This window comes from Paenibacillus sp. Z3-2 (assembly GCF_054161325.1).
Genome location: NZ_CP096397.1, coordinates 4,529,785 through 4,546,901 on the forward strand (window position 1 = coordinate 4,529,785; position 17,117 = coordinate 4,546,901).

12 protein-coding genes are annotated in these 17,117 nt (G+C 48.6%); all 12 read right to left on the minus strand.

Annotated features, from left to right (window positions below):
- Positions 1-10: 10 nt before the first annotated feature.
- Positions 11-874 (minus strand): ABC transporter ATP-binding protein, encoded by an 864-nt coding sequence (locus M1D71_RS20250; protein ID WP_458123403.1) that lies wholly within the window; start codon positions 872-874, stop codon positions 11-13.
- 2 nt (positions 875-876) lie between these two features.
- Positions 877-3,789: an ABC transporter permease gene (locus M1D71_RS20255; RefSeq protein ID WP_458123404.1), complete on the minus strand. Its 2,913-nt coding sequence runs from the start codon at positions 3,787-3,789 to the stop codon at positions 877-879.
- Positions 3,789-4,898 carry an efflux RND transporter periplasmic adaptor subunit gene (locus tag M1D71_RS20260; RefSeq protein ID WP_458123405.1) on the minus strand — a complete coding sequence of 370 codons (1,110 nt, stop codon included), beginning with the start codon at positions 4,896-4,898 and terminating at the stop codon, positions 3,789-3,791. The genes M1D71_RS20255 and M1D71_RS20260 overlap by 1 nt, the downstream gene beginning before the upstream one ends.
- Positions 4,861-5,808 (minus strand): ABC transporter ATP-binding protein, encoded by a 948-nt coding sequence (locus M1D71_RS20265; protein WP_458123406.1) that lies wholly within the window; start codon positions 5,806-5,808, stop codon positions 4,861-4,863. Before M1D71_RS20265 ends, M1D71_RS20260 begins: the two co-directional genes overlap by 38 nt.
- A 272-nt stretch (positions 5,809-6,080) precedes the next feature.
- Positions 6,081-6,722, minus strand: a complete 642-nt coding sequence (gene pyrE / locus M1D71_RS20270; protein WP_458123407.1) for an orotate phosphoribosyltransferase — start codon at positions 6,720-6,722, stop codon at positions 6,081-6,083.
- The gene (pyrF, locus tag M1D71_RS20275) at positions 6,719-7,459 is read right to left on the minus strand and encodes an orotidine-5'-phosphate decarboxylase (RefSeq protein WP_458123408.1); all 741 of its coding nucleotides are present in this window, start codon (positions 7,457-7,459) and stop codon (positions 6,719-6,721) included. The genes pyrE and pyrF overlap by 4 nt, the downstream gene beginning before the upstream one ends.
- A gap of 102 nt (positions 7,460-7,561) precedes the next feature.
- Positions 7,562-10,780 (minus strand): carbamoyl-phosphate synthase large subunit, encoded by a 3,219-nt coding sequence (gene carB / locus M1D71_RS20280; RefSeq protein WP_458123409.1) that lies wholly within the window; start codon positions 10,778-10,780, stop codon positions 7,562-7,564.
- A 1-nt stretch (position 10,781) separates the two neighbouring features.
- A complete protein-coding gene (gene carA / locus M1D71_RS20285) occupies positions 10,782-11,924 on the minus strand; it encodes a glutamine-hydrolyzing carbamoyl-phosphate synthase small subunit (protein WP_458123410.1) in 1,143 nt (380 codons plus the stop codon).
- Between the two features lie 409 nt (positions 11,925-12,333).
- Positions 12,334-13,638 (minus strand): dihydroorotase, encoded by a 1,305-nt coding sequence (locus M1D71_RS20290; protein ID WP_458123411.1) that lies wholly within the window; start codon positions 13,636-13,638, stop codon positions 12,334-12,336.
- A 126-nt stretch (positions 13,639-13,764) separates the two neighbouring features.
- Complete coding sequence (locus tag M1D71_RS20295; protein WP_458127307.1) at positions 13,765-14,676, minus strand: aspartate carbamoyltransferase catalytic subunit; 912 nt, start codon at positions 14,674-14,676, stop codon at positions 13,765-13,767.
- Positions 14,676-15,239, minus strand: coding sequence for a bifunctional pyr operon transcriptional regulator/uracil phosphoribosyltransferase PyrR (pyrR, locus tag M1D71_RS20300; protein ID WP_017687330.1), 564 nt, complete (start codon positions 15,237-15,239; stop codon positions 14,676-14,678). The genes M1D71_RS20295 and pyrR overlap by 1 nt, the downstream gene beginning before the upstream one ends.
- A 525-nt stretch (positions 15,240-15,764) precedes the next feature.
- Positions 15,765-17,090 (minus strand): DUF6080 domain-containing protein, encoded by a 1,326-nt coding sequence (locus M1D71_RS20305; protein WP_458123412.1) that lies wholly within the window; start codon positions 17,088-17,090, stop codon positions 15,765-15,767.
- Positions 17,091-17,117 lie beyond the last annotated feature (27 nt).

The window sequence follows — 17,117 nt, forward strand, 5'->3', positions numbered from 1 at the left end:
CCCTCTAATATTATCTTGGCGGTGTAATGACAATACGTTCACCGTCAAATTCCAATGTAGCCCGGTTATCAATGGATAAGGCTTCCAGGTACTCTTTTGGCACCTGAAGTCGTCCTGCACGGTCTATAATGACGAATGCTTCATGGATGTCTGGCATACCCGCCTCGGACAAGCTATGCTCATCATCCAGATTCGGGTTACGCTTCACAAACTCGGTACTCGTCAAGCCATCCCGAATCGCAACGATCCGGTCTACCTTACCAGCAAGAGTCAAGTCATGGGTAACGATAACAATCGTAACACCGAGTTCCTTGTTCATTCTTCGGAAAATCGCCATGATCGTGTCACATGTCTCGGAATCGACTGAACCTGTTGGTTCATCTGCAAGCAGAATTTTGGGACGATTGGATAATGAGATCGCAATGGCTACCCGTTGCTGCTCCCCTCCTGACAATTGATGCAATTTGTTGTGCATCCGATCCTTAAGGCCTACCCATTCCAGCAATTGTTTTGCATAAGCACGGTCACGTTTGCCTCCCAGAATCATGGGTGTCTCCACATTTTCCAGTGCCGTGAGATAAGGCAGCAGGTTACGACCGTTATTTTGCCAGATAAACCCTACGGTATGACGTTTGTATTCGACCAATTGGGCATCTGTCATTTTAAGCAGATCCCAATCTCCCACAACAGCCGTGCCGGCAGTAGGCCGATCAAGCCCACCCAGAATATTCAGCAGTGTGGATTTACCGCTACCACTGTTACCGATTATCGCCATCATTTCACCTTGATTGACAGTCAGGTTGAGGCCCTGAAGGGCAACGACTTCCACATCGCTGGATTTAAAAATTTTGACAAGTCCTTCGCATTGGATCACGTTTACCTCTCCTCTCCCATTTTGACCGCCTGGTGAACCCGCAGCCTGCGAATCTGCCAGAGCAACATCGTTGCACCGATGACCAACATTACCACGGTGACCCCATACAGTTGCAACATATCCTGCTGTTCAAAGACAATCCGGAACGGAGGTACCTGAGCAGATACATTATCCGTCGTTTGCAGGAATGGCAGGAATAAACGACTCGATACCTGACCAATACCGATACCGAGCAGGATCGACAGCCCCGCCGTGAACACCTGTTCCAGCAGCAGCATGCCGCTCAGTTGCGCTCGGGATAACCCCATGGCTCGTAATACACCAAACTGCACAACACGTCCGGACAGGTTGAAGAACCAGTACAGCACATATCCAATCAACGAGATAATAACCGATACCAGGAAACCAAGACTCAGAATCCCGAATACACCGCCCCGTGACGGATGTTTGCCCTGAGATACCAATTCGGTGCGTACGTCACGCACAGACGATAACTCAATACCTTCTGCTGCGAGCTTCTCCATTAATGGAGCCACTTTGGCATCTGGTTCCATTTTCAGCCACACCTCATAAGGAATCAGAGGCACCTGATCATAGATATAATCCAGATTGGCCACGAAGAATGGCATCTGATCCGGATACTGGGCTGGCCAGTAAGGAATGATCCCGAACACGACGAATTCAATTGCCTGTCCCTGCACACCCATCGAGACGAGGTCTCCGGTTTTCAGCTTGAACTTGTCAGCAAATTTGGAAGAGATCAATACAGCCCCTTCATATTTACCAAGCAAGTCAAGGTACTTGTAAGGATGTGCTGGGAAAAGATCGTTGCGGAACCATGCCACTTGAGCAAAGTCTACATTATCTATTCCGACCAGCATTCCCTGTCCGCCTGATTTACCAGAAACGATAATATTACCCTTGGTCTGCAGCACTCTTGCTGCATGTTCAACCCCATCTAATCTGCGGAATACTTCGAATGGAGGTTCAGAATAGATGACTTTGGAAGGCTGCGAAGACCCACCGCCTCCACCTGGAGCACCTCCGCCGCCATTGCCTCCGCCGGAACCACCACCAGCAGAACCTCCGCCTCCACCTTGTTGACCTCCACCCGAACCGCCATTTTGTCCGGAACCACCCGGCTTAATCTCAGGCGTTCCTTCCCACACGGTCTGCATAATCACATCAGAACCATAACGGTATAGGGTACGCTCGGTAGAATTCAGATCAATGGTCCGAGCCGCAGCCGAGTTGTACACCCCAAGTCCCAATGTTAATACAAGGAGTATCATCAGTGGGTAATAAGAAGAAGACGAACGTGATAGCTGCGTTAATGTCAGATATAACGGGACCGGGAGAAACTTGCGACCGATCAGCTGGATGAGCTTCAAAATCCACGGGAACAAGCGCAGGAAGAACAGTCCGAGCGCAAAGATCGCGAGTGCGGGTACAAAAAACAGAAACGGCTGTACCTGCAGCTGATCGGTTGTCATTCCGGTCTGGAAGGTCAACATCTGACGTTCATAGAACAGGTAGTATCCGTATCCAGCCAGGCCGAGTAACACAACATCCAGGAACCAGCGCTGCCATACCGGAGCACGGTCTGTCCTTGCTTGGCGCCGCTTGGCCGACACAATGGTTGCTCGTGCGTAGGTTATCGCCGGAATCAGGGACGCAATGATGGCAACAAGTACTGCTGCTACGCCTAATAGAATGGCTTCTTTGGATATACCAATCGGAATCGACTTCCGATCTACGAACGAGAGAAAGCCACTTGCTGAACCAATACTCTTGGCCATAAACCAACCGAGCAACGGTCCAATAATCAACGCAATAACACCAAGGAATATGCCTTCGAGCAGGTAAAGAGAGAATATCTGCCGAGCTGAAGCTCCACGGCTGCGCAATACCGCAATATCACTCTCTTGCTTCTGTAATGACTGTCTGGCGTTCATCGCAATAAAATAAAAGACCATCGCAATCATCGGTGCTGCCAAGGTAAACAGCATGGTCTGCAATTGCAGACTCTGACTGCGGAACTGCTTGAGTAGATCACCGAAGGTGATGTCCACTTTCGTATCTTTCAACCGCTGATACAGATCGATGTCCAGCCTTTCCAGCATGGAAGTCAGACCCGACAATTGGCTGGTTTGAATTTCTTTCAGATCAAAAGCATAATACCAACGTGAATTCTGAAGTGGAATGCCTTTTTCCTTCAGTAATACATCATTAAAGACCGATTCATCCACATAAAGTCCATTCATCATCCCGTCAAATCCCTGTACCCAGTAAGGGCTGTTTGGATCATCTGCCTTGAAGGACCCTGTAATCTTCACACGTAACGTGATATCAAGGCCGCTATACACCGGATATTCCAGAATATCGCCGATATGCAGATCGTTACGGTACATGCCTTCTTCCAACATGACTGCCTCGATGATATCGTCCTTAATCTGGTTGCCAGGTTTCACTCCGGCAGAATAATTCACCTGCGCACCCAGTCCACTCATCGTGCCCATACTCATACTGCGCACCCGGCTGGCGTCCACTTTGGTTGGATCTTCCGGACTCACCTCTGTGCTCCGAATGGATCTGGAATTCACATACGTATGAAAAGGAAACCCAATATCGCGAGGAACATCCTCACGAATATAACGATCTACTTCATCCAGACCCCGTGTGTCTGTCTTGACTCCACCGGGTGCCTGATAACTCATAAGCAACGAACCGGCTGGCAATCCTTCACTATTATCCTGCAGCGTCTGCGCGACGACCCGTTTCAGTGCACCATCGGCATACATTGGAATACTGACGGTGAACGCTACCGCCACAATCAATCCGATCAGTGTGCTGAAGGTCATCCAGCGTGTGTTCCACATTTTGCGGAACAGCAGCCGAAGCAATGGCAGCCCCATTAGCGTCCCACTACTTTCTGGCCTACGGTCAGACCTTTCAGAATCTCAACATCTGTCGATGTCTGCTGACCAACTTCAACGTCCACTTCACGCTTGCTGCCATCACTCTCCACCACTTGCACATACGTTCTTGAACCGATGGAGCGTAAAGCGGATACAGGAATCACAATCGCGTTCTCGGTACGCTGCGTTACGATGGAGACCGATAAAGGTGTCCCGCGTTCCACACCTTTTGGCATTTTTGCAAGTGTAACGATAACATACTTATCCAGCGTTTCTTTCGTCGGAGGCGTACCGCCTTCACCCGTTCCTTCGCCACTGCCACTTCCCGATGCTTCCGCGATAGGCATGACTTTAATTTTGCCAGAAACTTTACCGGCTCCATTAATATCTACTTCTGCCTTCATACCAGCTGAGAACTTCTCCAGATCTTCTTTGGCAAAGGTAGCTGCCACAACCAGATTCGATGTATCCGCAATCGTAGCAATCGGATCATACGCTTTCACGGCTGCACCCTTCTCTACCTGCACAGCAATAATGGTGCCACCAAACGGAGCGGTCAATGTGGCCTTGCCCAGTTGTTCCTCCAGATCAGCGAGTTCCTGGCGCAGTTCTTCAAACGCAATCGTTGCCTCTTCGAACTCCACCGGGTCCATCTCATCCTGCTTGCGGAGGGTTTCCTTCATTTGAACTTCGGATTTGCGAATCTGCAGTTTCTTGCCACGGATTTCCTTCTCTACACTCTCCACATCGAGCACAGCGAGAAGTTGACCCTTTTTCACTTTATCCCCCGGTTTAACATTCAACTCTTTGACATGCATACCATCGAGTGTAAAGTACACCTTCTCTTCCCGCTGACTCATCATCTTGCCGCTACCACTTACTTTTTTCTCCAACGTTTCCGTCCGGACTTCGTATTCCGGTTTCTTGGAGATGGTTGGCGGCGTAATTGGTGGCAGCACTTCTTCCTCTGTTTCTGACGGCAGCAATGAGCAACCGGACATCGTTGCAACCATTATCGCACCAATTACAATAATTGCTGCGCGTTTCCCCCTCTTCGGAGCGGCCCCTTTACTTGATAAATCTGCCGTCCGCCATTTCATAAACATGGTCCGCAACCTCCAAAATTGTAGGATCGTGTGTTGTCATACATATCGTTACTTGTTCTACTTCAATAATATTGCGGAATACCGCCATAACCTGTGCGCCCATCTTGGAATCCAGTTCCGCTGTAGGCTCATCCGCAAGCAACAATCGGGGTCTATGGGCAATTGCCTTGGCTATAGCCACCCGCTGCTGCTCTCCCCCGGACATCTCAAAAGGACGGTGCTTCACCCTTTTGGATAGTCCAACCAGATCCAGACAATGACCAACCCTGTCCTTCCATTCCGCTCGCGGTACATCCGCCATTCGCAGCGACAATTCTACATTTTCCCAAGCAGACAATAAGGGCATCAGTGCATACGCCTGAAAAATAAAACCAATCTCCTTGCGCCGCAAAGCGGTTCGCCGCCGGTCTCCCCAATCCTGAAGAGGCTGACCGGAGAACAGAATGTCTCCACTTGAAGGCTGATCCAATCCACCGAGCATATTCAGCAACGTTGTTTTGCCTGAACCTGAACGCCCCTTCAGCATGACCAATTGCTGCGGATTCACTTCCATGTCAATGCCTTTGAGCACATGGATGATGCGACTGCCTGTCTGGAAACTGCGATGTACATTACGAACCTCCAGTACAGGTCCATCATATGGAGGCAGCATATCCTTCTTCGGTTTGATCTTCTTCTGGGGTTCATCAACGGTAGTGACAGCAGCTGCAGCCACTTCATCCGAAGCGATTTCACTTTCAGGTAACGGAGGTTCACTCGTCGGGTGATCGTGTTCATTCTCGTATGTATTTTCTCCCGAAACCGTTGATGCCTCCAGCTGCGTTTCCCCCTGTTGATATTCATCGCCTGACTGGCTCTTGGCAGGTCTTTTTCTCAGAAATAAATTCTTCATGCCAGCAATCACGCTCATCCTTTCTTGAAATCCCGTTCATTTCTTCAAAAAACCTAAAATTAGAAATCTGTTCCAACCTACACTGAATTATAAACGACCGATCCCAACTAAAAGTTACAAGCTTTTTACAACGGTAGAGGGAAAAAGTTAATATTTTGATGAACAAACGAAAAAAGCACCCCAAAGTGCGGGATGCCTATTGCATATTCGATGGTTTTGCCGCTATGACGGCAATCATTACAATTTTGATACCGTTCAGTCATGAACATTTTTTCGGGCTATCAATGATATTATTTACCAAATGAAGAAGGATCTTCACGCCAGGATTTGAGCAATTCAAAGTCACTCTCCTGAATCGTTCCCTGAGCCAAAGCCACATCCATCAGAGCCGTGTAATTGGACAGCGTCTGAAGTGGAATTCCTGCGTCTTCGAACGCTTGAACCCCCTTATCCAGCTGGTAGCTGAAGATCGCAAGCACGGCGAGAGGTGTTGCACCTGCTACGCGTACGGCTTCTGCTGCTTTGATCGAACTGCCACCTGTAGAGATCAGGTCTTCGATGACAACCACTTTCTGTCCTTCGGCAATCAGCCCTTCAATCAAATTCTCCTTGCCGTGTCCTTTGGCTTTATCACGAATGTAGGCCATCGGCAGATTCAGCTTCTGAGCCACCCAGGCAGCATGCGGGATACCTGCAGTTGCTGTACCTGCAATGACTTCTGCATCCGGGTATTGGTTACGAATAATCGTTGCAAAGGCTTCAGCAATATCATTACGAATCTCGGGATAGGACATCGTTAACCGGTTATCGCAGTATATCGGTGATTTGATGCCCGATGTCCATGTAAATGGCTGCTGCGGACGCAACGCCACGGCTTTGATTTTCAACAGTTGGGAAGCAATATGATTTGGAATCTCATTCAGTTCAATCATGCGTTCAACATCTCCTTCAAAATGGTTTCTGCCGCTTCTCGCGGATTGGGAGCGCCTGTAATCGGTCTGCCTACAACAATGTAATGGCTGCCTCTGGCAATGGCTTCACCCGGCGTCAAGACGCGTGTCTGATCCCCGAGACCACTACCCGCTGGACGAATTCCTGGTGTAACGGTATGAAAAGAACTGCCACACGCTGCCCGTATTGCGGGCACTTCCAGTGGAGAAGCAACAACTCCATCCAGTCCAGCCTCTTGGGCCAGGCCTGCATAACGAACCACAGCAGCTTCCACACTTCCCGGGATGCCAATCTCGTTATTCATCGTTTCCAGACTCGTACTGGTCAGTTGGGTGACTGCAATGATCTCAGGTCTCTGTATGGAAGGATCAGCAGCAATTGCCGCCTCAGCGCCTTCACGTGCAGCACGCATCATGATGGTTCCGCCCGCTGCATGCACATTGAACATGTCTACACCCAGACGCGTGATACTCTCAGCACCACCCCGAACCGTGTTGGGAATGTCATGCATTTTCACATCCAGAAAAACGGAGTAGCCTTTGGACTTCAACTCCCGAATAAAGTCAGGTCCTGCTGCGTAGAACAGCTGCATGCCCACCTTGAGATAACAGGGAATGCCCTCAAGAGCTTGTACCAATTCTTGAGCTTCTTTCGCTCCAGGATAATCGAGTGCTACCATCAAACGGCCAGCCATTTCATTGAAATTCGTGTGATTCATCAACAGCGCTCCCTTCCACTTGCTCATTTTTCCGTTTTTGCCCGATATAAAGGACATCTCGCCAGCCCGCAGGCTGACTGATGTCCTTCATCAGAGTCTTATTTATTTAACAAAGACAGGCATTGCTTCCGATGAGAAGTTGATCGTTTGCAGCATGATCAGCAGCGCACGAATCGTATCCAATGAAGTCATACATACAATGCCGTTCTCTACCGCTTCACGACGGATACGGAATCCATCACGCTGCGGTGTTTTGCCTTTGGTCAGTGTGTTGAAAACAAAGTTCGCTTCGCCGCTGCGAATCATATCCAGAATGTTCGGCGAACCTTCACTCAATTTGTTCACAGTCGTTACCGGAATGTTCGCTGCTTCAAGCGCAGCTGCTGTTCCGCCGGTAGCCATGATTTTGTAACCCAGTCTGTAGAAACCTTCGAGCAATGGTACAGCTTCGTCCTTGTCTTTGTCTGCTACAGTCACGACAATCGCTCCGGTTGCCGGTATTTTCATTCCAGCTCCGATGAGACCTTTGAACAATGCTTTCGCATAATTCGGGTCACGACCCATAACCTCACCTGTCGATTTCATCTCAGGCCCAAGGGTTGGTTCAACACGACGCAGCTTCGCGAAGGAGAAAACCGGAACTTTGACAGATACATGGTCCGACTCAGGCCACAGCCCGTCAACATAACCAAGATCTTTCAGTTTCACACCCAGAATGGCTTGTGTTGCCAAGTTCGCCATCGGAATGTTGGTTACTTTGCTCAGGAATGGCACGGTACGGGACGAACGCGGGTTCACCTCGATAATGTATACTTGGCCATCATGGATAACAAACTGGATGTTGACCAAACCTACCGTTTTCAGTTCTTTCGCAATTTTGATTGTAATCTCTACAATCTTCTCTTTCAGATCTTGGGACAGATGTTGAGGAGGATATACCGCGATAGAGTCACCAGAGTGAACCCCTGCACGCTCGATATGTTCCATGATTCCCGGAATCAGTACCGTTTCACCATCGCAGATGGCGTCAACCTCAACTTCTTTACCCATCATGTAACGGTCGATCAGAACCGGATGTTCCGGATTGATTTTAACCGCCTGCTCCATGTATGTCAGCAATTCAGCATCGGAGTAAACAATCTCCATCGCACGACCACCGAGTACATAGGAAGGACGGACCAAAACAGGGTAACCCAGACTTTGAGCTGTTTCTACTGCATCATCGATGGAAATGACCGTTTTACCTTTCGGCTGTGCAATCTCCAGACGGGAGAGCAGACGCTCGAACTTCTTGCGGTCCTCCGCCTCATCAATGCTTTCCAGATCCGTTCCAAGAATCGTTACACCTGCGGCACGGAGTGGTGCTGCCAAGTTGATGGCTGTTTGACCACCGAACTGTACAATAACCCCTACTGGCTTCTCCTGTTCAATCACGTTCATGACATCTTCGAAAAACAAAGGTTCGAAGTACAATCGATCAGATGTATTAAAGTCCGTAGACACCGTCTCCGGGTTATTATTGATAATGACTGCCTCATAGCCTGCTTTTTGCAATGCCCATACTGCATGTACAGTAGAGTAGTCGAACTCAATCCCTTGACCGATCCGGATTGGACCCGAGCCAAGCACAACAACTTTTTTCTTGTCTGAAGGGATCACTTCATTCTCTGTCTCGTAAGTCGAGTAGTAATAAGGCGTTGTGGCTTCGAACTCAGCTGCACACGTATCTACCATTTTGTAAACTGGACGAAGGTTTTCTTGTTCGCGACGAGTTCTAACTTCCGCTTCAGTCGTTAATGTGCCTCCAGGTTGACCTTGCGCACGCAGTTCAGCAATGGCGCGGTCTGTGAATCCAAGCCGTTTCGCTTGATACAGGATGTCGGAAGACAATTCGGACTCTTCTCGAATGCGATCTTCGAATGCGATCAGACCTTCGATTTTATCCAGGAACCACCAGTCGATCTTGGTTAGATCCTGCAACTGTTGTAACGTATACCCTCTGCGGAATGCTTCGGCAATCAGGAAGATACGCTCATCATCAGCTTTGATCAGACGCTCATTCAGCGTAGCTTCATCCAGCGTCTCGGCATCCTTCAGGTAGAGGCGGTGTACGCCAATTTCCAGGGAACGAACGGCTTTGTGAATCGATTCTTCAAATGTACGGCCAATGGCCATAACTTCGCCTGTTGCTTTCATCTGCGTTCCCAGTTTACGGTTCGCCGAGATGAACTTGTCGAACGGCCAGCGAGGAATTTTGCTCACGATGTAATCCAGCGTAGGCTCGAAGCAAGCATATGTTTGACCAGTTACCGGGTTGACGATTTCATCCAACGTGTAACCCATGGCAATTTTGGCAGCCATTTTCGCAATCGGATAACCCGTTGCTTTGGAAGCCAGGGCCGATGAACGACTTACCCGTGGGTTTACTTCGATAACATAGTATTGGAAGCTGTGTGGATCCAGTGCAAATTGTACGTTACATCCACCCTCAATGTTCAGGGCACGGATAATTTTCAGGGAAGCTGAACGCAGCATTTGATATTCACGGTCCGACAGTGTTTGGCTTGGTGCCACGACGATACTGTCGCCTGTATGAACACCTACCGGGTCAAAGTTTTCCATGTTGCAGACAACGATACAGTTATCGTTTTTGTCCCGCATCACTTCATACTCGACTTCTTTCATGCCTGCAATGCTCTTCTCAACCAAACATTGCCCAATCGGACTGTAACGAATTCCCGCTGCCACAGTCTCGCGCAGCTCTTCTTCGTTCGCACAGATTCCCCCACCTGTTCCGCCCAGCGTATAAGCTGGACGCACGATGATTGGATAACCGATCTCACCTGCAAATTCAAGTGACTCTTCAAGTGTCGTTACGATCACACTCTCAGGTACAGGTTGTTCCAGTTCACGCATCAGATCACGGAACAGATCGCGGTCTTCCGCTTTCTCGATCGATGTCAACTGTGTTCCGAGCAATTTTACATTTTCACGTTCCAGAACTCCCGCACGTGCCAGTTCCACAGCCATGTTCAGACCAGTCTGACCACCCAGTGTTGGCAATAAGCCATCCGGACGTTCCTGACGAATGATTTGGGTTACAAAATCCAGTGTGATTGGCTCAATGTATACTTTGTCAGCCATGTTTGTATCCGTCATAATGGTCGCCGGGTTGCTGTTAATGAGTACAACTTCCACGCCTTCTTCTTTCAGTGCCTGACATGCTTGTGTACCGGCATAGTCGAATTCGGCCGCTTGACCGATGACGATTGGACCGGAACCAATCACCAGGATTTTTTTGAGATCTTTGTTAATCGGCATGTTATTGTGCTCCTTTCACTGCGGCTGCCAATACGGCTTGACGCGGCTTTTGCGGGTTAGTGATTTTGTGCTCGCGAATCATCTCGATGAAGCGGTCAAACAGATAGCTGCTGTCGTAAGGACCCGGGGCTGCTTCTGGGTGGTATTGAACCGAGAATGCCGGGAATGATTTATGTTTCAGACCTTCAATAGTCTTATCGTTATTGTTGATATGTGTAACTTCCAGGTCCGTGCTCTTCACAGACTCTTCGTTAACAGTAAATCCATGGTTCTGGGATGTGATGAAGCAACGTCCGCTCTCCAGTTCTTTCACCGGGTGGTTTCCTCCGCGATGTCCAAACTTGAGTTTTTCGGTGTCTGCTCCAGCCGCAAGTGCAAACAACTGGTGACCCAGGCAGATGCCGAAGATCGGGTATTCGCCAAGCAGTTCACTGATCATATTAACCGCGTGAGGTACGTCTTTCGGGTCCCCAGGGCCGTTGGACAGTTGAATTCCGTCCGGGTTCAGGCGACGAATCTCGTCTGCTGTTACATCGTGTGGAACAACGACAACGTCACAGTTGCGTTTGCTGAGTTCACGCAAGATCCCTGTTTTGGCACCGTAATCCACGAGTACAATACGTTCAGCCGTTCCCGGGCTATTGTATACATGCTCCGTTGAAGTCATTGGCACCTGGTTACGCAGCTCGGCAATGGTGGTGTCTCCCATCATCTCCAGCAGTTCTTCTACAGGCTTCGATCCTGTTGTGAGAATTCCCTTCATTGTGCCGTGGTGACGAATCCGGCGAGTCAACATGCGTGTATCAATTTCGCTGATTCCTACGATACCGTATTCCTTGAGCAGATTGTCTACACTATATTCCGCACGCCAGTTGCTTGGCGTTGGCTCATGACGACGCACCACGAAACCGTGTACGTATGGACGAATCGACTCAAAGTCATCACGCGTAATGCCGTAGTTTCCGATCAGCGGATACGTCATGGTCACGATTTGACCGCAATAGGAAGGATCCGAAAGCACCTCTTGATAGCCTGTAATTCCCGTATTAAAAACGACCTCACCTGTAGTTTCACCTTCAGCACCGAATGCTTTCCCGGTGAACAGTGTGCCGTCTTCCAACAATAATCTTGCCTGTGCCTGCATCCCATTTCACTCCTCTGTGTTTATCAACGTTGAATGCATTGGGGTTGAACATGGGGGGACGTTACGTTTGGTGCGGCTCCGTGGGCAGAAGACCCTTTGATCGCTGTTATCCCCGGATTACTTTTTATCATTGTTCAAATGATGTAATCCGGTGATAAAGGCGAGCACTTCGTTTCTTCGGGTTCTTTCTGCCCACTCCGCAGTAACGTTGGTGTCCAAGTTCAAAATCATGACATTCAACTTTGTTTGTTTCGTATATTGGACTCTCGGCATGAGTTGCCTCGAGTTAGTTGTAAAGATGTTACTGGTGTAAAAGTTGTAAATTTAGAGTTATAAAGGCTTGTTTTTTGAAGAATTCAAGATATACGTTCTAATGATTTATGATTTATCGAGTTACCATGGTACTGTTTTATTGTTGTACAGTGTTGCTCCACACGCTTTTGCCATCCACCCATGTTTGTACGGCCCAGCCTTTCAGCTTCCAGCCTGTGAACGGAGTGTTTCTTCCTTTGGTTGCGAACATTGCAGGATCAACTGCCTTTTCTTCGTTCAGGTCAATCATCGTAATATCCGCTGGTGCTCCCTCTTCGAGCTTGCCTGTATCCAGTCGGAATACACGTGCCGGATCAGCAGTCATGCGTTTCACCAGGAAATCCAAGCTCCACAGTCCTGTTTCCACAAACTTTGTGTAAAGCAGCGGGAAGGCTGTTTCGAATCCTACGATTCCGAAAGGTGCCAGCTCCATGCCTTTGGCTTTCTCTTCCTCACTGTGTGGCGCGTGATCAGTTACGATCATGTCCAGCGTGCCGTCCAGCAATCCTTCGATACAAGCCTGCACATCGCGTGGTGAACGCAGCGGTGGGTTCATTTTCCAGTTAGCGTCCATGCCCGGGATATCTTCATCCGACAGCACCAGATGGTGTGGACACACCTCAGCAGTTACTTTAATGCCGATGGACTTCGCCAGACGGATCAGGCGAACCGACTGTTCTGTACTTACGTGGCAGACGTGGTAATGCACTCCGGTTGCTTCCGCGAGCAAGATATCACGGCCCACGTGGATGGCCTCGGATTCATTTGGAATCCCTTTGATGCCGTGACGCTTCGAAAACTCGCCTTCTGTCACATATCCACCGACAACCAGTGAGTCATCTTCACAGTGTGCAATAACCGGCATATCCATGCTTGCCGCGAGGCTCATGGCATCCTTCATCATTTGAGCATTTTGTACGCCTACACCGTCATCCGTGAATCCAATAGCCCCTGCTTCTTTCAATGCCGCAAAATCGGTAAGTTCACGACCCAGTTCGTTTTTCGTAATCGCTGCATAAGGTAACACTTTCACCAGATCGGCTTCTTTGGCTTTATCCAATACAAGCTTCACAACTTCCGGTGTGTCTGTTACCGGTCTTGTGTTCGGCATGCACGCGATCGTTGTAAATCCGCCTTGTGCTGCTGAACGGGCACCTGTTTCAATTGTCTCTTTGTGTTCGAATCCAGGTTCACGCAGATGCACGTGCATATCGATCAATCCTGGAATGACCAGTTTCCCTGATGCGTCTGTCACATGATGCGCTGACTTTTCGGCATCCACTACGGCTTTGTCTTCCAGACCAACGATCTTTTTAATTTTACCTTCATCTATAATGATGGTTTTCCGTTCAAGTTCCCCTTGTTGGTTCAAGATGTTGGCGTTCTTTATAATTTGTAGCATAATTGCCCTCCGCTTCGGTTCTGTCCGGTTTACCAGGCAAGCCGGATGATTTTCTTTATCGTGTACTCTCATATTGCTCTATAAGAACTTCCGTACCATCAGCCTATGACCCACAGCCAGACCCTGTTACAGTTTCATCGCACGTTCCATAACCGCCATGCGGATTGGAACGCCGTTTGCCATCTGCGGGAAGATCCGCGATGCTTCACTCTCCACAACCGCGTCATCTACCTCGACGTTGCGATTCACAGGAGCAGGGTGCATGATAATCGTACTTGGTTTTAGGCGTGACGCACGTTCTTCCGTCAATCCGTAGTGTTCGCGATAATCCTCAGCTGAAGTAATCAAGCCATGTTGATGACGTTCCAATTGAACACGGAGCATCATGACTACATCTGCATCCAGCGCTTCTTCAAGACCGACATAAGGCGCATACTCTGCGAGTTCCGGTGCCTGCATCGTTGGTGGTGCACAGAAACGTACATCTGCACCAAACTTTTGCAGTGCCCACAGGTTGGAGCGTGCTACGCGGCTATGCAAAATGTCGCCAATGATGGAGACACGCAGGCCCTTCAGTTCGCCAAATGCTTTCCGCATTGTGTAGAGATCCAGCAGTGCCTGTGTAGGATGCTCATTATTACCGTCTCCAGCGTTAACGAGTGGTACATTCACTTTCTGAGCCAGTTGTTGCAGAACGCCTGCCGGTTTCAACCGGATTACCCCTGCATCAATGCCCATCGACTCAAGCGTGCGTACCGTATCGTAGATGGACTCTCCCTTTTCCACACTGGATGCCGCTGCCGTGAAGTTCAGCACTTGTGCGCCCAAGCGTTTCTCTGCCATTTCGAACGAGAAGCGCGTACGGGTGCTGTTTTCGAAGAACATATTGGCAACGAAGCGTGATTCCAGTACGGGAACCAGTTTCTCTTTCTGCCCTTCCCAGTGAGCTGCTCTGTTCAGAATCGAATCAATTTCTCCTCGGCTAAGTTCCTTCAGTCCAAGCAAGCTCCGGTCTCTCAATGCTGGTTGTGTAATCATCATGCTTGTTCCCCCCGGTTCTGAGTGATTTTGACTTCGTCCTGTCCGTCTGTTTCCATGAGTGCAACCTCGATCTCCTCTGATTTGGAAGTCGGCACATTCTTGCCGATAAAATCAGGTCGGATCGGAAGTTCCCGGTGTCCGCGGTCTGCGAGTACAGCTAGCTGAATGTTCTGCGGTCTTCCACAGTCCATCAGGGCATCCATCGCTGCGCGAATCGTCCGTCCGGTATAAAGCACATCATCGAACAAAATCACTTTTTTGTTATGGATCGAAAGTGATTCAGGTGTCATAATCAACATTTCCTTGCGATTCGCTTTATTCTCGTCCAAGCGGTCATCGCGGTAAGGAGTCACATCCAGTTCTCCCCAGGGGACTTTGGCGCCTTCGATTTCTTCAATCTTGGCGGCAATCCGTTCAGCCAGGTAAACCCCTCGTGTACGAATACCGACCAATACACAATCGTCGATTCCTTTGTTTTTTTCCAATATCTCATGGGCAATCCGTGTTAATGCGCGGCGGATCGCCGTCTCATCCATAATGACATGTGTCTCTGTGCTCATGCGTTCAGCCTCCTCAGGATTTTCCCTTCAGCATCATGGCCCCGTGACGAGGAGAACAAAAAAGACTCCTTGCCGTGTTTATTGGCAAGGAGTCTCCGAACTTCAGACCGCTCTGAAGAAAGTTTACTCTCGGGGATGCATCGCTTCATTTGCCGCAGCAAAAAACGATGTATCGTTCACGTTACCTTGCCAGTCTCACGGGACTGATTTAAAGGTGCTATTCATGTCGTTCATATTGCAGGACCTCACAGGGTTCTGTACTCAATATGTCCGTTTGTCTTCATGAATTATGACAGATAGACAACCCTCTGTCAACACCTCACCATCGCAGGTGAAAATCCTCTGCTACGTTCTTCTTAGAATCAGCAGTTAGGCCGAAAAACATCCATGCACATTACATCTCATTGGTTATTCATAATTATACAACATTTCTGCATATTTATCCATAGGCAAATGAGAAATTCGATATAGCCAAAATAACCCTCTACCTGCATCCACAGATACGGTAAAGGGTTAAGAATACTTTTAAAGGACTGAGTCTGAATCTTGAAGGAGCATACGATCCTGCTCCAGCTGTTCATAGGACTGCTTAATCGTGGATAAGGTCTCGATATGACGATATATATTATTACCAGCTGTAATAAGCACGGATAACATAAGCAGAACGAATAGTGCATTTTTGCCCAAACCCGGACGAATACGGATGACGAAACCTCCACCCAACAGGAAAAACGCAAACAGATAATGTCCCGCATACAGGTACATATCGTATTGAAAGACGGCCAGACCGAAGCCCACAACAACATGAAGCAAAAAGGCAAACATAATATATGGCATAAGGGTCCACACTTCACGTTCACGAATGCCCTTAATGAAGCCCATGAATGCCAGTAGTAAAATAAAGATACCTGTAATCTGCACGTAGATTGGATTGGAACGGGACAGATCCGTAACAAAGGCTGCCATGCCAGGGTCCAGCAAATGCATCTTCGGTGTCAGCATCGGATTAATGGTTAGCATGTTCAATGCTTTCCAATGAACCGCAATCTGGAATGGCGTTGCATAGCTGGTCCCGCCATTTTGAATGCCCAACAGCCAATTACTAACCCAGCTCTTACCTCCAAATGCAACATACTGAATGCCGGTAAACACGGCAATCATCAGAACTGCTAGCACCATGATACCAATATATTTCTTCCACCCCGCCTTATTGCGCCATGCATGCATATTGAAGAATGTGGCAGCAGCAAACGGTACGATGTTTGTCGAGGTTAGCCCGAAGTTAATCGATGCAAGCAAAGCATTGGGTACATAACGTATGTCCTGACGCTCACGAGTATACTGCATGTAAACCACAGAGAGAAGGATAACGAACTGTACATACGGATACGAGTCCGGAATCAGCGCGGTATACATCAAGTAGGAACTGAAACCAAACAACAAGGCGAACAGCAGCGGTGTGATCGTCGGTCTGTTTTCTTTTTGACTCAAGAACAGATACGCCAGCACCACCGAACCCGCATTGATCAACGATTGCAAGATTAGAAAGAACCAGTTACCTCCCAGCAGCTTCGCTACAGCTGCAAGGGTAACTGCCAGAAAAGAAATGAGCGGGTGGATAACGGAAGAACTGTTGTCCCCATAATACATCGAAGGATCAAAGTTGAATAAATTGATTGGAAACAGTGTCGTATTAAATGGGGTATACGCCCCCAACATCTCTGCGTTATTCTCAATATACAGAACATACGAGCCATTCATTAAACCATAGAACAAAGCGAATCCCGCAAACAGGAAAAAAGCTGTATAGTTGACTCTGCGATTATAAAATATGTAATCCAAAAATTTCATACTTTCATTTCACATCCAATTTAAATA

What these genes read in the sequence shown, in the direction of transcription:
- M1D71_RS20255 (WP_458123404.1), bottom strand. Translation starts at nt 3,789, where the DNA reads ATGGGGCTGCCATTGCTTCGGCTGCTGTTCCGCAAAATGTGGAACACA.
- M1D71_RS20260 (WP_458123405.1), bottom strand. Translation starts at nt 4,898, where the DNA reads ATGTTTATGAAATGGCGGACGGCAGATTTATCAAGTAAAGGGGCCGCT.
- M1D71_RS20265 (WP_458123406.1), bottom strand. Translation starts at nt 5,808, where the DNA reads ATGAGCGTGATTGCTGGCATGAAGAATTTATTTCTGAGAAAAAGACCT.
- pyrE (WP_458123407.1), bottom strand. Translation starts at nt 6,722, where the DNA reads ATGATTGAACTGAATGAGATTCCAAATCATATTGCTTCCCAACTGTTG.
- pyrF (WP_458123408.1), bottom strand. Translation starts at nt 7,459, where the DNA reads ATGAATCACACGAATTTCAATGAAATGGCTGGCCGTTTGATGGTAGCA.
- carB (WP_458123409.1), bottom strand. Translation starts at nt 10,780, where the DNA reads ATGCCGATTAACAAAGATCTCAAAAAAATCCTGGTGATTGGTTCCGGT.
- carA (WP_458123410.1), bottom strand. Translation starts at nt 11,924, where the DNA reads ATGCAGGCACAGGCAAGATTATTGTTGGAAGACGGCACACTGTTCACC.
- M1D71_RS20290 (WP_458123411.1), bottom strand. Translation starts at nt 13,638, where the DNA reads ATGCTACAAATTATAAAGAACGCCAACATCTTGAACCAACAAGGGGAA.
- M1D71_RS20295 (WP_458127307.1), bottom strand. Translation starts at nt 14,676, where the DNA reads ATGATTACACAACCAGCATTGAGAGACCGGAGCTTGCTTGGACTGAAG.
- pyrR (WP_017687330.1), bottom strand. Translation starts at nt 15,239, where the DNA reads ATGAGCACAGAGACACATGTCATTATGGATGAGACGGCGATCCGCCGC.
- M1D71_RS20305 (WP_458123412.1), bottom strand. Translation starts at nt 17,090, where the DNA reads ATGAAATTTTTGGATTACATATTTTATAATCGCAGAGTCAACTATACA.